The sequence below is a fragment of the Streptomyces sp. JJ66 genome, from assembly GCF_019303495.1.
Lineage (GTDB): Bacteria > Actinomycetota > Actinomycetes > Streptomycetales > Streptomycetaceae > Streptomyces.
The window spans coordinates 27,577-43,651 of record NZ_JAEVFI010000030.1 but is presented as its reverse complement, the minus strand read 5'-3'; the positions used below and the strand labels follow the sequence as shown (position 1 = coordinate 43,651).

Genomic DNA, 16,075 nt, shown 5'->3' with positions numbered 1-16,075 from the left:
GGCGCGCACGCCGACCCCGGCCCCCACGCCGACCCGGAGGCCCCGCACCCACCCGGCGCCCCCGCCACCCCGGGCGCACACGCCCACCCCGACGCGCCCGCAGACCCGGGTGCCGCCACCCGCCCCGGTCCGCGGACTGACCCGGCCGCGCAGGCGGACCCGAGTGCCCCGCCCCACCCCGCGCACGCGGGTCAGGGCGCACCCGCGCACCCTGGCGCGGAGCCCCCTGGGGCGGATCGGCCCACGGGGCGGCGCCGCAAGCCGACGCCGCCGGAGCCGTCCGGCCCGGCCCACCTCGCCGGGGAGCACGGGGCACCGCCGCAGGAGTCGGGCGCCGCCCCCACGCCGGAGCACGCCACGCCCGCACCACACACCGCAGCCCAGCACGCCCACGCACCAGCCCCGCCCGAGCCGCACGCGGCGCCCGCACCCCACGCCGCAGGCGCACCGCATGCCGCAAGCGCACCGCACGGCCGCGCGCCGCACGCGCCGGAACCGCCCGCCCAGCAGCCGCCAAGCGCCCCGCACCCGCCCGCCGACCACGGCTCCGCGCACCCGGAGCCCACCGCTGCGGACGCCGTCCACGGTCAGCCCGCCCGGAGCGACGCCCGCGCCGCGTCGCTGCGGGAATCGCCGCACTCTGGCGTCGCGGGCAGCCCGATACTCGGGGGCGAGGGGCAGCCCGCGCGCCCGGGTCCGTCCCGTGCGGGCGGCCCACCCGCTCATCGTGCCCCCGAGCAGCCCGGTGATCACCCCGGCGACCATGCGCCCGGTGAGGGCTCGCTCGGCCACGGTTTCAGCGTGCGTACGCTGGGCCAGGGGCTGCCGTACGCCCGGTCCGCCGGTGCGGCGCCCACGCCCGCCCCGGGCACACCGGCCGCGCCGCCAGCGGCCCCGCCGGTGCCCCCGTCGTCGTCCCAGCCACCGGGCACGGGCGGGAGCGAGCCCGCCGCCACTCCGGCTCAGGGTTCCCCGGCGACGCCGCCCGGCGGAACCGGCCGCCGCCGCAAGCTCGCCACCCCGCCCGCCGAGGGGAGACGCGGCCCGGCCGCGCGCCCTGACCCGGCCCCCGCGCATGCGCAGCCGCCCGCGCACCAGCCGGGCCAGTCCCCTGCGCCGGAACACTCCGAGCAGCCCGGGCGCCCGGGGGACGCCGCCCAGCCTCCGCATCCCGGGCGACAGTTCGCGATCGGGGCGCCCGAGGCGGGGGCGGACGAGGGTCCGGAACCGCTGGACGGGCCGAACGGGGCGGTCGAGGTGCGCGACGAGCGCGCCGCGACCCCGCCGCACCCCATCGACGTTGACGACGAGCTACCGCCCGAGCCGCTGGACAATCCGCGCCGTCTGCTGGTGTGGCCGGAGCCTGACGTCTCCACACAGCAGGCGCTCACGGACCGCGGGTACCGGCCCGTCCTGGTGCACTCGCGCGAGGAGGTGGACGCGCAGATGGCCGCGTATCCGGCGGCCCTGTTCGTGGACCCGCTGACGGGCCCGATCACCCGCACGGCGCTCCAGTCGCTGCGGCAGGCCGCCGTGGCCGCCGAGGTGCCGGTGCTGGTCACAGCGGGGCTCGGGCAGGCGAGCCGGGAGGCCGCCTACGGCGCGGACCCGGCCGTCCTGCTCAAGGCGCTCGCCCCGCGCGACAGCGAGCAGCATCCGCCGCGGGTGCTGCTGGTGGAGGAGCATTCGGTGATCGCGGAGGCGTTCACCGCATCGCTGGAGCGGCGCGGGATGCAGGTGTTCCACACGCCGACCGACAGTGAGGCGGCGACGCTCGCGGCCGAGGTGCGGCCGAACCTGGTGGTCATGGACCTGCGGCAGATCCGCCGCCGCCGGGCCGGGGTGATCGACTGGCTGCGCGTCAACGGCCTGCTGAACCGTACGCCGTTCGTCGTCTATACCTCGGCGGTGATGGACGCGGCCGAGCAGGCGCTACTGACCTCGGGCGACACGGTGCTGTTCCTCGCCGAACGTTCCACGAGCGCGGAGGTGCAGCGCCGCATCGTGGACCTGCTGGCGAAGATCGGCGCGAACTGACCGGGACCGGCGTCTGACCGGGACCGGCGTCTGACCGGGACCGGCGTCTGACCCGGACCGGCGCGAACGGTCCGGGGCTGGCGCGAACTGAGAGGAGCAGGCCAGTTCACGCCGACCCCGACCGGGGGCGCCGAGCGGGCGGCTACAGCGTCGTGACGTCCAGTTCGCCCTCCGCGTGGCGCTTGCGCAGCACCTTCTTGTCGTACTTGCCCACCGACGTCTTCGGCACCTCCTGGATCACCGTCCACCGCTCCGGCAGCTGCCAGCTCGCGACGTGGTCGCCGAGGAACGCACGCAGCGCGGCGAAGTCGGCGCGCGCGCCCTCGCGCAGCACGACGGTGGCCAGCGGGCGCTCGCCCCACTTCTCGTCCGGCACCGCCACCACGCACGCCTCGGCGACATCCGGGTGGGCCATCAGATGCCCCTCCAACTCCACCGACGAGATCCACTCACCACCCGATTTGATGACGTCCTTGGCCCGGTCGGTGAGCGTCAGGAAGCCGTCGGCGGTAATGGTGCCGACGTCGCCGGTGCGCAGCCAGCCGTCGGGGCTGAACTTGTCGTCCGGACGCAGCGGCTCCTCGGCGTCCGCTCCGCCGTAGTAGGCGGCGGCGATCCACGGGCCGCGCACCTCCAGCTCGCCGGTGCTCTGTCCGTCCCACGGCGCGATCGTGCCGTCGGGGGCGGCAAGCCGGGCTTCCACGGACGCGGGCAGCCGCCCCTGGGTCAGGCGGTACGCCCAGCGCTCGTCCTCGCTCACCCCGGCGGGCGCCAGTGCGACGGTGCCAAGCGGCGACGTCTCCGTCATGCCCCAGGCGTGCAGGAGTGTCACGCCGTGCCGCTCCTCGAAGGCGCGCATGAGGCTGGGCGGGCAGGCGGAGCCGCCGATGATGCAGCGGCGCATGGAGGAGACGTCGCGCGGGTTCGCCTCCAGCTCGGCGAGCACCCCCTGCCAGATGGTGGGCACGGCGCCGCCGACGGTCGGCCGGACGCGTTCGATCATCTCGGCGATCGGGCCGGGCTGGAGGAAGCGGTCCGTCATGAGCATCGAGGAGCCCGCCATGTAGGCCGCGTGCGGCAGCCCCCAGGCTTGTACGTGGAACATGGGGACGACCGGCATCACGATGTCGTCGCCGGACAGGGCGAACGCCTCGGCGCTGTTGGCCTGCATGGCGTGCAGGTAGATGGAACGGTGGCTGAACAGCACGCCCTTGGGGTCACCGGTCGTGCCGGAGGTGTAGCACAGGGCGGCGGCCTGGCGCTCGTCCAGCTCCGGCCACGCGTACGTCGTCGGGCGGCCGCCGATGAGTTCCTCGTAGTCGTGCACCCGGACCCCGGCCTGGTCGGCGGCCTCGGTGAGCGGCGCGCGGTCTCCGGCGCCGGTGACGACGACGTGCTCGACCGTCTTCAGGTGCGGCAGCAGCGGCGCGAGCAGCGGCAGCAGGGTGCCATCGACGATCACTACCCGGTCGGCGGCGTGGCGGACGATCCACGCGAGCTGCGTCGGCGGCAGGCGCAGGTTCAGCGTGTGCAGGACGGCGCCCATGGAGGGGATCGCGAAGTACGCCTCGACATGCTCCGCGTGGTTCCAGCACAGGGTGGCCACGCGCTCGTCACCGGTGACGCCGAGTTCGTCCCGCAGGCCGTGCGCGAGCTGGGCGGCCCGGGCGCCGATCTCCGCGAAACTGCGCCGCTGCGGCTCGTCCCCGCCCGTCCAGGTGATCACCTGCGCGGCGGCGTGCACGGTGGAACCGTGGGTGAGGATACGGCTCACGTTCAGCGGTACGTCCTGCATCGTGCTGAGCACGGGACCTCCCGGTGCGAAGACGGTGGTGGTTCCGTGATTCTCACGCGGCGCCGGGTGGTATGTCACCCGGTGGAGGCTGTGTCCGCTGGCTTTGCGCACCCCCTGGGCACACCGCCCCAGCGCGGCGCGTGGCCGGGGTGCGGGGTGCGGGGTGCGGGGTTCAGGCTGCGGCGCGGGTTTCGGCCGTCAGCTGCGGGTCCTCGCGGAGCTTGGCCAGGGCCCGCGAGACGGCGCTCTTGACCGTGCCCACCGACACCCCCATCACCTGGGCCGTCCGCGCCTCGCTCAGGTCCTCGTAGTAGCGCAGGACGACCATCGCCCGCTGGCGCGCCGGGAGCTTGAGCACCGCGCGCCACATCGCGTCGCGCAGCGCCTGCTGTTCGGCCGGGTCGGGGCCGTCCACCGGCTCCGGCTCGGGCAGCTCCTCGCAGGCGAACTCGTCCACCCGCCGCTTGCGCCACTGCGAGGTGCGCGTGTTGACCAGCGCGCGGCGCACGTAGCCGTCCAGCGCGCGGTGGTCCTCGATACGGTCCCAGGCCTGGTACGTCTTGGTGAGCGCCGTCTGCAGCAGGTCCTCGGCGTCGCACGGGTTGGCGGTGAGGGAGCGCGCGGTGCGCAGCAGGACGGGGCCGCGCTGCCGGACGTAGGAGGTGAACGTCAGCGGCGTCCCCGCCGCCGTCCGGCGCCGCTGCTTGGGAACGAGAGGCGTGACGGTGGCCAGGGCGCTGGCGGCGCCGCGGTCGGAAGTCCCAGGCGTGGTCATGGCTCCACGCTAGAAGCGCCCGGGGCCCTCTCGGATCGCCCGGAAGTGCCGAGCCTCCTCCGCCTGAAGTCGGAGGAGCCCCTCGCCCGCACCTCCCAGAGGTGGAGCGAACCCCGAGGTCACCCCGGCGCGGCCCCGTCCCCTCGCGCTCCCCACGACAAGGCCGTGCGACCGCGCTGTCGGCGCGGCCGCACGGCCCGGACCTCACCACTGACCGGCGCCGCCCTTCCCCAGGGAGGCGCCTGACGGCTCAGTCGTCGAGGTCGGAGAAGTCGATGTCGATGTTGTCCTGGTCGATCACCGTGAAGCCTGACCCGTTGACGCTCGCGTTGTTGGCCTGGTTCGAGGCGCCCCAGCCGGTGGCCGCCTGCTGGTTCGTCGTGGAGTTGCCGAGGTTGTCCCCCAGCACCCCGCTGCCGACGCTGCTGACCACGCCCGCGTTGGAGCCGAACCCGGCGAAGGCCCCGTGGGCGTCGTAGTCGGCGTAGTCGCTGTAGCTGCTGTAGTCGTCGTAGCCGTCGTGGGCCTGGGCCATCCCGCCGAACGCGGCCAGGGCGAGTGGGACAGCGGCTGCCGCGGCGACGATGCGGGCCGTACGAACACGTGCCATGTGATTCCTCCAGTGAACGGAACGCGTGTGGCTGTGCTGGCAGTTGGCCGACCCCAGCACGGTGCGACGTCGCTCCCGAAGCTGCCCATCCACACCCTGGCGAATCACTCAGCCCGGCGGTTTCCCCCGCAAGCATGACGACATACAGATAAACCTCTCGCCCCACGCTTCGCTGAACCGGACACGGCGGCTGACCGGACACGGCGGCTGACCGAACGCGGCGGCTGACCGAACGCGGCGGCTGACCGAACGCGGCGGCGCGATGGCTATCCGGCGTGTTCCCGTTCCTCCTCGCTCCACTTGGCGGTGTCGCGGGGCTGGACGTAGGGCTCGTCGTCCTCGGGATGACCACCCTCGATAGCGCGCTGACGCAGCATTTCGGCGTCGAACTCCAGGCCCAGCAGGATCGCCAGGTTGGTGATCCACAGCCACACCAAGAAGATGATCACACCCGCGAAGGTGCCGTAGGTCTTGTTGTACGAGCCGAAGTTCGCCACGTACAGCGCGAACCCGCCGGAGGCGAGCAGCCAGATCACCAGGGCTAGGAAGCTGCCCGGGGTCACCCAGCGGAACCCGCGTCCGCGCACGTTGGGCGCGGCCCAGTACAGCAGCGCGATCATGAGCGTGACCAGGAAGACCAGGACCGGCCACTTCGCGATGGACCACACCGTGAGCGCCGTGTCCCCCACCCCCAGCGCGGCACCCGCCCGCTGCGCGAGCCCGCCGGTGAACACCACGATCAGCGCGCTCGCACACGCCAGCACCACCAGCGTCACCGTCAGCGCCAGACGCAGCGGCAGCACCTTCCACACCGGCCGCCCCTCCGGCATGTCGAAGACGGCGTTGGACGAGCGCACGAACGCCGCGATGTACCCCGAGGCGGACCACAGCGCGCCGAGCAGGCCGACGATCGCCATCACCGAGCCCGTACCGCCCCGGCCCTGCAACTGCTCCACCGCGCTGGTCACGATGTCCCGGGCCGCCCCGGGAGTGAGCTGCTGGAGGTTGTCCATCACCTGCTGGGTGGCCGACTTGCCCGCGACCCCCAACAGGGAGACGAGCACCAGCAGCGCCGGGAACAGGGACAGCACGCCATAGTAGGTCAAGGCCGCTGCCCGGTCCGGAAGTTCGTCCTCCTTGAACTCCGTGACCGTCCCCTTCAACACCGCCCACCAGGAACGGGTGGGCAGCGCCGTCGGCACGTTGGGAGCTTCCCTCTCCACCGCCGCGTCCGGCCCCGGGCTCCCCGGCCGCTCCCGGGCTTCCTCCCCGCCTCCGCTTTCCTCTCCCTGCCGCTGTGCCACGGGGCGTCGCCCCCCTTGCTCGCGTTCCGCCTCTGGTGTGTGTGCCATGCCTCCCGCTTAGCCGCGCAGCCGGGGGTTATTCCTCTCCCCCACCACCGAACAGGTGTCGGCTGACCCGCCCCGGGCTCCGCTGTCCGCGCACGGCCAACCCCCTCCGCCGTCCCGGCACGGGACAGGCGGAGGGGGTCGCAGCAGGTCTGCCTGGGCGTTTGCCGGGCCGCTGGTCCGGCACTTGGGGGAGTCCTGCCGTCGCCGTACGGCGCCAAGACCAGTTCCGCACCTACCCCGCGCACTTCACGGAATGGGGCAGTCCCGGCAGCCGAGGAGGCGCTTCCGGGAGGCGGTAGAGGAAAACGCCCGGTTCCCCGGCCCGGAAAACACGGCCGGGGCCTTGGCACCACGGAGGCGTCAGCTGTCTGAGACGGCCTCTCCGCGATGCCAAGGCCCCGGGCATCCGGGCCGGTTGCCCGCTACGGGCGCGGGCCGCTGTGCGGCGGCTCCGGGGAGCCGGACCCCGGCCCGTCCGCTGAACTGACCTGCTCCCGGGCCTGGTCCCGGGTGTCCCGAGCCGCTTGGCTGGCCGTCCCCTGCACCTCCTGGGCCCCTTCCCGGGCGCGCTGGGTGGCCTCCTCCTTGAGGTTCTGGGCCGATTCGAGTGCTGCCTCCTTGCCCGCCTCGATCGCGCCGCCCGCCTTCTCCTCCAGCCGCTGGGCCGCGACCTGCTCCGGCTCGGAGGCAGGCAGCAGGGAAGCCGCCAGCAGCCCCACACCGAAGGCGACCATCCCGGCGGCCAGGGGGTTCCCCTCCGTCTGCCGCTTCACCTGCTCGGGCAGATCCTGGACGGACTCTCCCACCTGCCCGGCCGTCTGCCGGGCGCTGTCTGCGGCCCCGCGAGCCTGGTCCTTGGCGGAGGCCCCCGCGTTTGAGGCCGACCCCATGACGCGCTCCCGCATACTCACCAGGGACCGGCGGGCCCGCGCGGTGCGACGGCGGGCCAGCTGCCGTGGACTGGCCTGCTCGGTAAGACGGTTGACGTTCGTGGCGAGATCTCCCCGGGTCGTCTCGATCTCGGCCCTCAGCTCTTCAGGCGTCGTGCCCACTGCGCATCCTCCTTGAGTGTCTCCACGGTCTGTTCCGGCTTCGGCGATACCTCGCGCCACTGGGCGCGACCCCGCGTGAAGAGGACGGCGCCGACCGCCCCCCACACCACCGTGACCAGCAGTGCGGCCAGGCTCAGGTCCATGATGTTGCCCAGGGCGAACATCACCGTGAGCGAGACGAACAGGGCCACCATGACCCCGGCGAACCCCGCTCCGCCCAGCAGTCCGCCTGCCTTGCCCGCCTTTGCGGCTTCCTCACGCACCTCCGTCTTGGCCAGCTCGACTTCCTGACGGAAGAGCTTCTGCACGTCGGAGAGCACCTCGGACAGCAGCTGCCCTACCGACGGTTCCTCCGGTGACGTCGGCTGCGGTTCGGGTGGCAGAGTGCTCACCTCACACCTCCCGGGACGGCGGCAGCGCAGAGTGCTGACCCGCGGCGCCCCCGTAGCCGACCGGCGACTGCGTACCGCCCGTAAGCTCCGGTGAGCCCTGCTCTGGCCCTCGCCCGGCGACCGGCGGCTGGCCCGGCGCGGAGCCCTGCCCACGCCCCTGCTGCTGGCTCGCCTTGGCCAGGCGGCCCACCACCAGCCCGGCCAGCAGTGCCCCGCCCAGGAACGCGCCGGGACGACGCCGGGCGAAACCCTGAAGGTCCCGGATCATCCCGTCCACCGGCTGACGGTCCAGGTAGTCAGCGGCCCGGTGGCCACCCTCGGCGCTCTGCCGCACCAGGCTGGAGACCGGGGAGTTCTCCGGGGCGTGCCGGGCCAGCACATCCAGGTCCTCCGCCCACTGGCGCAGCGTTCCGGAGAAGCGCTCGACCTGCGTCTGCGCCTCCCCCTGTGCCCGCTCCCGCAGGCCGTCCACCACACCGCCGACCTGCCGCCGGGCCTCGTCGGTCACCACCCTGGCCTGCTGCGCGGCCGTGCCCGCCACGTCTCCGGCGGCCTGCTTGGCGCGCTCCTTCTTGTCCTGGTTCTCCTCCCCCGTGGGCTTCCCGTAGGCTCCGCCCGGGCTGGCGCTGCCGGACAAGTTTTCGCTCATGCTGCCCACCTCTCCGCAGAAGCCTGTCGGCTCCCGTCCATACGGTCGGCGCCCGCCATTCGGGCGCTAGGCCACGCCGAATACCCCGGTCTGGGAGGTGGAAACAGGACACCCGCAACGGCTTTTCCGCCCGCCAGGCTTCCCCACGGCCCTGGCGCCGCGCCCATCCCGCACAGCCGGTTCCGTCAGCCTCCTTCCTCAACTGGCTTGAAGCGGAAGGGACTTCACCGACCTCGGTGGCCTGGTCCGTAGACCGTTGGTATGACCGCCGCACCCCATGGGTCATATCCCTGGCGAGATGGCGAGATGGGAGATGGCGAGATGGGAGATGGCGAGGGCGACAGACGCCGCGTTCCGTTGGGTGTTCCGCAGCACCTTCCGCTGGTTTCAACAACCCCAGCCTGCTGGCCACTCGACGCCCGCAGCGCATGAACAGCACGGCCCGGGGAGGTGTTCCAACCCAGCCGCGCTCTGCCACCGGCGCTGACCGCCCGCCTACTTGAGTTCACCTCCCAGTGGGTACGAGTTCGGCGGAGACGAACCTCGCGGGGCAGCGTCAACCCCCGTGCGATACTGCTTCCTACGTGGCAGGCAGCTGGTAGGACAGGACGTAAGCGTCCGCAGCCATCACCGTGTCGCACACCTCCACGGCTCGTCCCTTGGTGTCGTAGGCCGTCCGCACGAGATGGATGACCGGCACTCCGGAGGCAAGCCGCAGCGTCTTGCTCTCCTGCGGGGAGGGCATCCGGGCGCGCACCTCCTCCTCGAACCGTTCGAGGGTGTGCCCCAGCTCCTCCAGCCGGGCGTAGATGCCACCGGGGCCGGGGTTCGGCTGGGCGATCGGCGTATCGCGTGCCAGGTCCAGCGGCAGGTACGACGTGGCGAACTCCACCGGCCGCCCGTCGAGCAGGTACCGACGGCGCCGCGCGAGGACCCGCCGGGGCGCCCCCAGCCGAGCGGAGACGTCAGCCGTAGGCCGTTCCTCCTTCACCTCCAGGTGGTCCACCTCCGGACGGCTCCCCGCAACTTCGGCCTCCACGGTGAAGGCCGACTTGCCCTGCTCGCGGTGACGTCGGGCGAACCGGTCGGAAGCCAGACGACGGACCGGCGGACGCGGCCGGACGAAGACACCCTTACCGTGCTCCGATGAGACCAGCCCCTCGCTCTGGAGCATCGACAACGCATTGCGGACCGTCATCCGGGACACACCGAAGTGCTCGACCAACTCCGCCTCCGAAGGGAGCTTGGCCCCCTCCGCGAAGCGACCATTGGCGATGGCCTCCCGCAGCTGGTCAGCGATCTGCCGGAACACCGCGCGGTCACTGGTCGGGTCCAGCGAGCCGAGCAGCCCGGAAGGAAGAGCGGCCATGTGTACTCCTTTAGATATCTAGACAAGAGGCTAAGTTATGTTGCACCGTGAGAGCCTAGCCAGCCGACAGAACGAGAGCAGCCGAACGTGAGCACTGCCGAGCGCCCCCACTCCGTGAGCGTCGCCGGGGTGATCGTGGACGACCACGGTCGCGCCCTGCTCATCAAGCGACGCGACAACGGTCACTGGGAGCCGCCCGGCGGTGTCGTCGAGGCCGACGAAACCCTCCCCGAGGCCCTCCAGCGCGAAGTCCTCGAAGAGACCGGCATCAAGATCGCCACCCCGGCGGCCCTGACCGGCGTCTACAAGAACATGAAGGGCTTCATCGTCTCCCTGGTCTTCCGCTGCGAGGCCATCGACGGTCTGCCAACCCCCGGCGACGAGGCCAAGGCCCTGCGCTGGGTCACCCGCGAGGAGGTCTCCGAACTGGCCGACGAGGCGTACGCGATCCGCGTCCTGGACGCGCTCGACGCCCCGTCGCCACCCGCCATCCGCGCCCACGACGGGGTCAAACTCGTCTAGCACACACCCACGGTCCACAGCGGCCACCAGCACAGGAGAACTTGTATGGATGAGTATACGAGTATGGGTCGCGTCTGGGAACTCCTCCTCCCCGGACTCCCCGAAGAAGTCAGCCGCGCCCGCCGCTGGACCCGCGACCTCCTCCACGACACCCCCTGCGCCGACGACGCCGCCCTCATCGTCACCGAACTGGGCGCCAACGCCGTCACCCACACCACCAGCCCCGCCTTCCGCCTCACCATCACCCGCACCGCCGAAGCCATCACCATCGCCGTCACCGACACCGGCTCCAGCGACACCAGCCCACGCCTCTACCAGGCCGACGACCACTCCACCCACGGCCGCGGCCTCAGCATCGTCACGACCCTTGCAGCCCAGCTCACCGTCACGCCCACACCCCAGGGCCACACCGTCACCGCTCACCTGCCCACCGAAGCAACCCACCGCCCCTGTGCCCTGACCCGCTCATGCTGACCCGTTCCATCCACTACCACGCCACCGTGCACAGCGCACGGCGCCAGTTCCTGCTGGCCGCCGACCTCACCCGAAACCCCCGCCTGGCCCTGCGATGGCTCCGCACCCGAGCCCACCACATCGCCACCCAACTTGACCCGCCGCATGCACAGCCTTTACGGCACTGGCTCACCGACGAAGCCGAACACGAACACGTCCTCCACCGCCTCGTACGCGGCCACCCATGCACCCTCACCGCCTACGACGACGAAGCCCGCTACGTCCTCCACACGGAGCCCACGCGATGACCCGACTCGTAGCACTCACGAAACCCGGCATCTGGTGCGAATGCCTCACCCGCGACCCGGCAAGCGGTGAACCCCGCACCCTGGCCACCTTCGACGCCACTACCCCCGGGCAGGCAATCCGCTGGATTCGCGTGGCCTTACGTGCCATCGCACCGGCCCTCCACGGCAGAGCGCGCAACGAGGCATGGCACTGGCTCGAAGCCGAATACGCCGACGCCCAACGCGACCTCAACTTCGGCGAGCCCCACACCCTCACCATCACTCAAGGCACCACCCGGATCACCTGGACAGCCCACCCAGTCACCTTCCTCACCCTTGCCCACCGGACCACCAGCGCCCTACCGTCCTGCGACGAACTACTCACCCACACCGACATCAGCACGAGGGGGGAGTAACATCTTTCTCTACGTCTTCAAGCTCCCAGCGCGGGGCGCGTCCGCCGTCGGCCGCACGCCTGACAGCTCGGGTCGATGGTGGGAGAACTCCTCTGTGGCTGGGGCCGGGGGTTCCACGGCTAAAATCATGGCCCCAACGTCGTGCTTTACCAGGCAGGTCCACAGACTGCCCGACGTGCCGGAAGCATGCGGGGCCATGAACTCTCGCTCCATGGCAGCTCCGCCCAAAGCCGCTCCACCGACCGGTGTTTCCCAGGTGCAGGCTATGGGTCTGTAACGTAGATCATGCACTAGGTCAAGAGAGCGGGGCGGCGTTGAGAGACATATCGTTTACACAGGTGGTTACGGCCTTCTCGCCAGTGGTGATCGCTCTGATTACTGGATACTTTGGCGCCCGCCTGAGCCGTCGTTCGAGGTCAGGCCAGATCATGGACCGGCTTAGGGCCGAGATTGAAGCCTCTGTGGCTCTGCCTGAAGGCTCAGAGGCCAAGGAGACGCTTCTCTTGCAATTGGATGCCACGGCCCGTAAATACAACGAGACATGCACGCGAGAGGACACCTTCAGTCGAAACGTCGCAGGCATCGTGATGGGTTTTCTCATTGGCGGAGGCGGCATCGCTCTTGGGACCTGGGCTGCCCTCGCAGGGGGTGGATACCTATGGTGGTGGGTGCTTGCTATCCCTCTCATCATTCTTGGCGTGTTTGGCTTCTTCTATGAACTGGCGGGTGGGAAGAGCCAGCAGGAAGTCACGCCTCCAGGCGCCGATTCGACGAGCACTCCATAGGGGTCAAATCGTCGCGGTTACAGCAGTGAAGTACAACAACCTCGCCGACCAGCACCGACCATCCGTGCTCTACATGGTCTGCCCAACCCGCCCAGCAACCTCAGCCCTCGCCCGTAGGTTCGCATTGAGGAGCGGGCCTGATATCTACGGCTGACATCAATGCCCGTGTATAAGCGAGCACACCGGCGTCTCTGTCTGGCCCTCGCAGCAGTCGATGGACAGCAGCCGGAGTGGAATCGGATCGAACTTACAAGGCGGTCATCAGCGGCGGGTATCGTTCCACTGGCGTCAGTCAGGCGGTTACGAGGCAGCCAGTCGGGTATCGCGATCGCCATGGACTCTAGCCACAAGGAAGAACGACTCCGCCTCAGAAACAGTCTGGATGCCGAGATCCGGGATGTGGATTACCCGTCTGCCCATGAGGCAGCCCAGAACGTCTGCTCCGGCGTGTACGAGCTGATCCCGGTCGATTTGCAAGACGTTGTACATGATGCAGTCATTGCTGGCTACGCCTCTGCGTTGCGGGACCTGGAGGTAGGAAGACTGGACGATCGTGTTCGTGAGCGATCAGTCGCGCTCGACTGATTTCCCATACCCTCGCGTGCCCTACCAGGTGGGGAATCGCGGGGGGACCGCCGTCGGCAACAAGAGACCGAACGCGACGACGGCCCCGGACCGTTTGAGCTGGTCAGGGGCCGTTCTCGTTGGCGTCAGGGCGGAGGCGGTGGGATTTGAACCCACGGTGACGGGTTACGCCACGACGGTTTTCAAGACCGGTCCCTTCGGCCGCTCGGGCACGCCTCCCCGCACGGCACGCTCGGTGCCGCGCAGGGACAGCGTAGCGGGTGGGGTCAGTCGTCGCCCACGCGCTTGCCCAGGGTGAGCTGGACCTGCTGCGTTTCGCCGCCGCGCTCGTAGGTGAGGGTGACGCGGTCGCCGGGGCTGTGCGTCCAGATCTCGCTGATCAGGGTGGGCCCGCTGTCGATGACCGTGCCGTCGAACTTGGTGATGACGTCGCCGGGGCGCAGGCCCGCATCGTCGGCGGGGCCGCCCGGGGTGACCGCCTCGGTGCCACCGGGGCCTCCGCTGGCGATGACGGCGCCGTCGTTGCCCTGCCTCATCTCGACGGTGGCGCCGATGATCGGGTAGACCGGTTCGCCTGTCTCGATCAGCGTTTTCGCCACGCGTTCGGCCTGGTCCACCGGGATGGCGAAGCCGAGACCAACGCTGCCAGCGGGCTCTGTCGGGCCGCCACCCGGCGACTGGATCGCCGAGTTGACGCCGATGACCTCTCCGTCGGCGTTCAGCAGCGGGCCGCCGGAGTTGCCGGGGTTGATGGAGGCGTCCGTCTGCAGCGCGCTCATGTAGGACGCCGCTGAGCCCTGGGCGTCGCTGGAGGCGACCGGGCGGTTGAGGGCGCTGACGATGCCGGTGGTGACGGTGCCGGAGAGGCCGAAGGGGGCGCCGATGGCAATGGTGGAGTCGCCGACGGCCACCTCGTCGGAGTCGCCGAGCGGGAGCGGGGTGAGGGTGGCGTCGCCGGGGTTGGTCAGCTTGATGACAGCGACGTCGTAGCCCTCGGCCCGGCCGACGACCTCGGCGTCGTACTCCTTGCCGTCGGAGAACACCGCGGTGATCTCCGCCCGGCCCCCGGCGCTGGCGACGACGTGGTTATTGGTGAGGATGTGGCCCTGTTTGTCGAAGACGAACCCGGTGCCGGTGCCGCCGCCCGAGCCCGCGCCGCTGCCGCCGTTGACCTGGATGGTGACGACGCTGGGGAGCGCGTCGGCCGCGATGCCCGCGACGGAGTCCGGCGACCGCTGCACGGTCTTGGTGCCGGAGGTGCCGCTGCTCACCGTCTCGGACGATGACGGGGACGAGGACGAGGAGGACTGCTCGGCGGCCCAGTAGCCGACGCCGCCGCCGACACCGCCCGCGACCAGGGTCGCCGCCACGAGTGCGGCGACCAGGGCACCGGGGCGCTTCTTCGGGGCGGGCGGGGGCAGGGGGGCACCCCAGGGCTGCGCGGTACCGGTGCTGCCGTAGCCGCCGTGACCGCCCCCGGGGTAGGGGTCGCCGGGGTGGGGGCCACCGGGGTGGGGCTCGCTGGGGGGGCCGCCCGAGTGGGTCCCGTCCGCGCTGTCCCAGCCGGGCTGGGCCGGGGCGGCCTGCGGGGGCGGCGGGGGTGTGGGGGTGTGCACGGCGGGGGTCGGCCCGGGCCCGGCCGGGTCCGGGTGCGCAGGGGTGTGCGGCGGCTCAGCGGGCGGGGGGCCTGCCGCGGCGGGGGTCGGCTCGACCGGAGGCACGCGGTCGCCGGGCGCCGTGGGGTCGGCGTCGCGGCGCTCCTCAGGCGACCGGTTGACGCCCTCGTGCTCGGTGCTCACAGCAGTCTCCTCGTGGGTACGCGGTTCTCTCGGGTACGCGGTCGTCGCGCGGGACGGTGTGGAGGGAGCGGGCGGAGGCCCTTCTCCCAGTGTGCAGTCAGCTTGTCCCAAGCGGCGTCAGCCTGGCGTAAGCCAGGCGGCTGCCCGCCCCGGTCTCCCTTACGCGCGGCATATCGTGCCCGGCCAGTGCGGTGTCACGCGGAGCGGACGGTGTGCGGGACGACGCACCCCGGGGCCGGCCCGAGCCGTCCGCCCCGGAGATTTTGCTCACCTGGCGTGCACCGGCGCACGCGGCGCGTACGGATGCGTCGGTCAAGCGTCCGTCATGCGTCAACGGCGGCCGGGGGGCGGTTTCCGGCCGGTACCGGAAGGGCATCCATCACGGTGCGTGGGCAGAAGGAGGTATCCGGGGGTGGCGTGGGTGGTGGCACAGGAAGTGTCGGCTTCTTCGACGATGGCCGTCCCCCATGGGCCCATCGGTGTCGGCCAGGCACGGCGGCGGATGCGCGGCGAGCTCCGCGCGTCCGGGGCGCCGGACGCGGTCGTGGACGACGCCGTTCTCATCCTCTCCGAACTGCTGTCGAATGCCTACCGGCACGCGCGCCCGCTCCCGCCGGACGACTCGGTCCGCGCGGGCTGGCGGTGCGCCGCGGACGGCGAGGTCACCATCGCGGTGACGGACGGCGGCGGGCCCACACGCCCGATGCCCTCGACGCCTTCGGTGACGGCGCGCGGTGGCCGTGGCCTGTCCATCATTACCTCGCTGGCCGTGACGTGGGGCGTGCGGGAGGACGCCGAGCTGGACGCGGTGACGGTGTGGGCGGTGGTCACCGACACGGGGAGCGGCGGCGACGAGAAGCCGGGCAAGAACGCGGCGGGGCTGGACGGCACGGCGGGGCTGGACGGAATAGCGGGGCTGGACGGCTGTGAGGGCTTGGACGCCTGTGAGGGCTTGGGCGGCCTCGACGGCAGCAGCGTCTGACGCCGTTCCCCGGCGCGTGCGGTAGGGCCGGGAGGGTGCCGGGGCTTACCGCGCGTGGCACTCGCGGTCGTGTCGCCGGTGGGGGGTGCGGACGTGCGTGGGGACGGGCGGCCCGGGGTGCGGAGTCAGCGAGGTGGGCGGGTGGTGGCCTAAGCTCGCGCGCGGTGGCGCGTACGGCGTGCTGCCGCCCAGCAGTCGTCAGCACTCGGCGGCCC

16 protein-coding genes, 1 tRNA gene and 1 pseudogene are annotated in these 16,075 nt (G+C 71.6%); 8 read left to right on the top strand and 10 right to left on the bottom strand.

Going from position 1 to position 16,075, the window contains the following annotated elements:
• A pseudogene (locus tag JJV70_RS22950) lies at positions 1-2,037 on the top strand (hypothetical protein); the annotation flags it as partial.
• A gap of 142 nt (positions 2,038-2,179) precedes the next feature.
• On the opposite strand, the gene JJV70_RS18915 reads toward JJV70_RS22950, so the two are convergent.
• The 8 genes from JJV70_RS18915 to JJV70_RS18880 all read right to left on the bottom strand — a co-directional run bounded on the left by JJV70_RS18915 (position 2,180) and on the right by JJV70_RS18880 (position 10,031).
• Positions 2,180-3,844, bottom strand: a complete 1,665-nt coding sequence (locus JJV70_RS18915; RefSeq protein ID WP_219049210.1) for a long-chain fatty acid--CoA ligase — start codon at positions 3,842-3,844, stop codon at positions 2,180-2,182.
• A 160-nt stretch (positions 3,845-4,004) separates the two neighbouring features.
• Entirely contained in the window at positions 4,005-4,607 is a 603-nt protein-coding gene (locus JJV70_RS18910; protein ID WP_219049209.1) for a SigE family RNA polymerase sigma factor, read from the bottom strand.
• A gap of 250 nt (positions 4,608-4,857) precedes the next feature.
• Positions 4,858-5,217, bottom strand: coding sequence for a hypothetical protein (locus JJV70_RS18905; protein WP_219049208.1), 360 nt, complete (start codon positions 5,215-5,217; stop codon positions 4,858-4,860).
• Between the two features lie 266 nt (positions 5,218-5,483).
• On the bottom strand, positions 5,484-6,569 hold the full coding sequence (locus tag JJV70_RS18900) for a YihY/virulence factor BrkB family protein (RefSeq protein ID WP_219049207.1): 1,086 nt from the start codon (positions 6,567-6,569) through the stop codon (positions 5,484-5,486).
• A 422-nt stretch (positions 6,570-6,991) separates the two neighbouring features.
• On the bottom strand, positions 6,992-7,621 hold the full coding sequence (locus JJV70_RS18895; protein WP_219049206.1) for a DUF3618 domain-containing protein: 630 nt from the start codon (positions 7,619-7,621) through the stop codon (positions 6,992-6,994).
• The gene (locus tag JJV70_RS18890) at positions 7,597-8,013 is read right to left on the bottom strand and encodes a phage holin family protein (RefSeq protein WP_308294902.1); all 417 of its coding nucleotides are present in this window, start codon (positions 8,011-8,013) and stop codon (positions 7,597-7,599) included. Before JJV70_RS18890 ends, JJV70_RS18895 begins: the two co-directional genes overlap by 25 nt.
• A gap of 1 nt (position 8,014) precedes the next feature.
• Positions 8,015-8,662 (bottom strand): hypothetical protein, encoded by a 648-nt coding sequence (locus tag JJV70_RS18885; protein ID WP_219049205.1) that lies wholly within the window; start codon positions 8,660-8,662, stop codon positions 8,015-8,017.
• 580 nt (positions 8,663-9,242) lie between these two features.
• On the bottom strand, positions 9,243-10,031 hold the full coding sequence (locus JJV70_RS18880) for a GntR family transcriptional regulator (RefSeq protein ID WP_219049204.1): 789 nt from the start codon (positions 10,029-10,031) through the stop codon (positions 9,243-9,245).
• 114 nt (positions 10,032-10,145) lie between these two features.
• Between JJV70_RS18880 and JJV70_RS18875 the strand changes: the two genes are divergently transcribed.
• From JJV70_RS18875 to JJV70_RS18850, 6 genes are all read left to right on the top strand, one after another.
• Complete coding sequence (locus JJV70_RS18875; RefSeq protein WP_219049214.1) at positions 10,146-10,553, top strand: NUDIX hydrolase; 408 nt, start codon at positions 10,146-10,148, stop codon at positions 10,551-10,553.
• A gap of 45 nt (positions 10,554-10,598) precedes the next feature.
• Complete coding sequence (locus JJV70_RS18870) at positions 10,599-11,027, top strand: ATP-binding protein (protein ID WP_219049203.1); 429 nt, start codon at positions 10,599-10,601, stop codon at positions 11,025-11,027.
• A complete protein-coding gene (locus tag JJV70_RS18865) occupies positions 11,021-11,314 on the top strand; it encodes a hypothetical protein (protein WP_219049202.1) in 294 nt (97 codons plus the stop codon). Before JJV70_RS18870 ends, JJV70_RS18865 begins: the two co-directional genes overlap by 7 nt.
• On the top strand, positions 11,311-11,709 hold the full coding sequence (locus JJV70_RS18860) for a hypothetical protein (protein ID WP_219049201.1): 399 nt from the start codon (positions 11,311-11,313) through the stop codon (positions 11,707-11,709). Before JJV70_RS18865 ends, JJV70_RS18860 begins: the two co-directional genes overlap by 4 nt.
• A 338-nt stretch (positions 11,710-12,047) precedes the next feature.
• Complete coding sequence (locus JJV70_RS18855) at positions 12,048-12,494, top strand: hypothetical protein (RefSeq protein WP_219049200.1); 447 nt, start codon at positions 12,048-12,050, stop codon at positions 12,492-12,494.
• 333 nt (positions 12,495-12,827) lie between these two features.
• Entirely contained in the window at positions 12,828-13,079 is a 252-nt protein-coding gene (locus JJV70_RS18850; RefSeq protein WP_219049199.1) for a hypothetical protein, read from the top strand.
• Positions 13,080-13,210: 131 nt separating this feature from the next.
• Here JJV70_RS18850 and JJV70_RS18845 read toward each other — a convergent pair.
• Both JJV70_RS18845 and JJV70_RS18840 read right to left on the bottom strand, forming a co-directional pair.
• A tRNA-Ser gene (locus tag JJV70_RS18845) sits at positions 13,211-13,298 on the bottom strand.
• Between the two features lie 47 nt (positions 13,299-13,345).
• Entirely contained in the window at positions 13,346-14,878 is a 1,533-nt protein-coding gene (locus JJV70_RS18840) for a trypsin-like peptidase domain-containing protein (RefSeq protein WP_308294901.1), read from the bottom strand.
• Positions 14,879-15,302: 424 nt separating this feature from the next.
• Here JJV70_RS18840 and JJV70_RS18835 point away from each other — a divergent pair, with 424 nt between their 5' ends.
• A complete protein-coding gene (locus JJV70_RS18835; protein ID WP_308294900.1) occupies positions 15,303-15,860 on the top strand; it encodes an ATP-binding protein in 558 nt (185 codons plus the stop codon).
• The last annotated feature ends 215 nt before the right edge of the window (positions 15,861-16,075 follow it).

What these genes read in the sequence shown, in the direction of transcription:
- JJV70_RS18910 (WP_219049209.1), bottom strand. Translation starts at nt 4,607, where the DNA reads ATGACCACGCCTGGGACTTCCGACCGCGGCGCCGCCAGCGCCCTGGCC.
- JJV70_RS18905 (WP_219049208.1), bottom strand. Translation starts at nt 5,217, where the DNA reads ATGGCACGTGTTCGTACGGCCCGCATCGTCGCCGCGGCAGCCGCTGTC.
- JJV70_RS18900 (WP_219049207.1), bottom strand. Translation starts at nt 6,569, where the DNA reads ATGGCACACACACCAGAGGCGGAACGCGAGCAAGGGGGGCGACGCCCC.
- JJV70_RS18885 (WP_219049205.1), bottom strand. Translation starts at nt 8,662, where the DNA reads ATGAGCGAAAACTTGTCCGGCAGCGCCAGCCCGGGCGGAGCCTACGGG.
- JJV70_RS18880 (WP_219049204.1), bottom strand. Translation starts at nt 10,031, where the DNA reads ATGGCCGCTCTTCCTTCCGGGCTGCTCGGCTCGCTGGACCCGACCAGT.
- JJV70_RS18870 (WP_219049203.1), top strand. Translation starts at nt 10,599, where the DNA reads ATGGATGAGTATACGAGTATGGGTCGCGTCTGGGAACTCCTCCTCCCC.
- JJV70_RS18865 (WP_219049202.1), top strand. Translation starts at nt 11,021, where the DNA reads ATGCTGACCCGTTCCATCCACTACCACGCCACCGTGCACAGCGCACGG.
- JJV70_RS18860 (WP_219049201.1), top strand. Translation starts at nt 11,311, where the DNA reads ATGACCCGACTCGTAGCACTCACGAAACCCGGCATCTGGTGCGAATGC.
- JJV70_RS18850 (WP_219049199.1), top strand. Translation starts at nt 12,828, where the DNA reads ATGGACTCTAGCCACAAGGAAGAACGACTCCGCCTCAGAAACAGTCTG.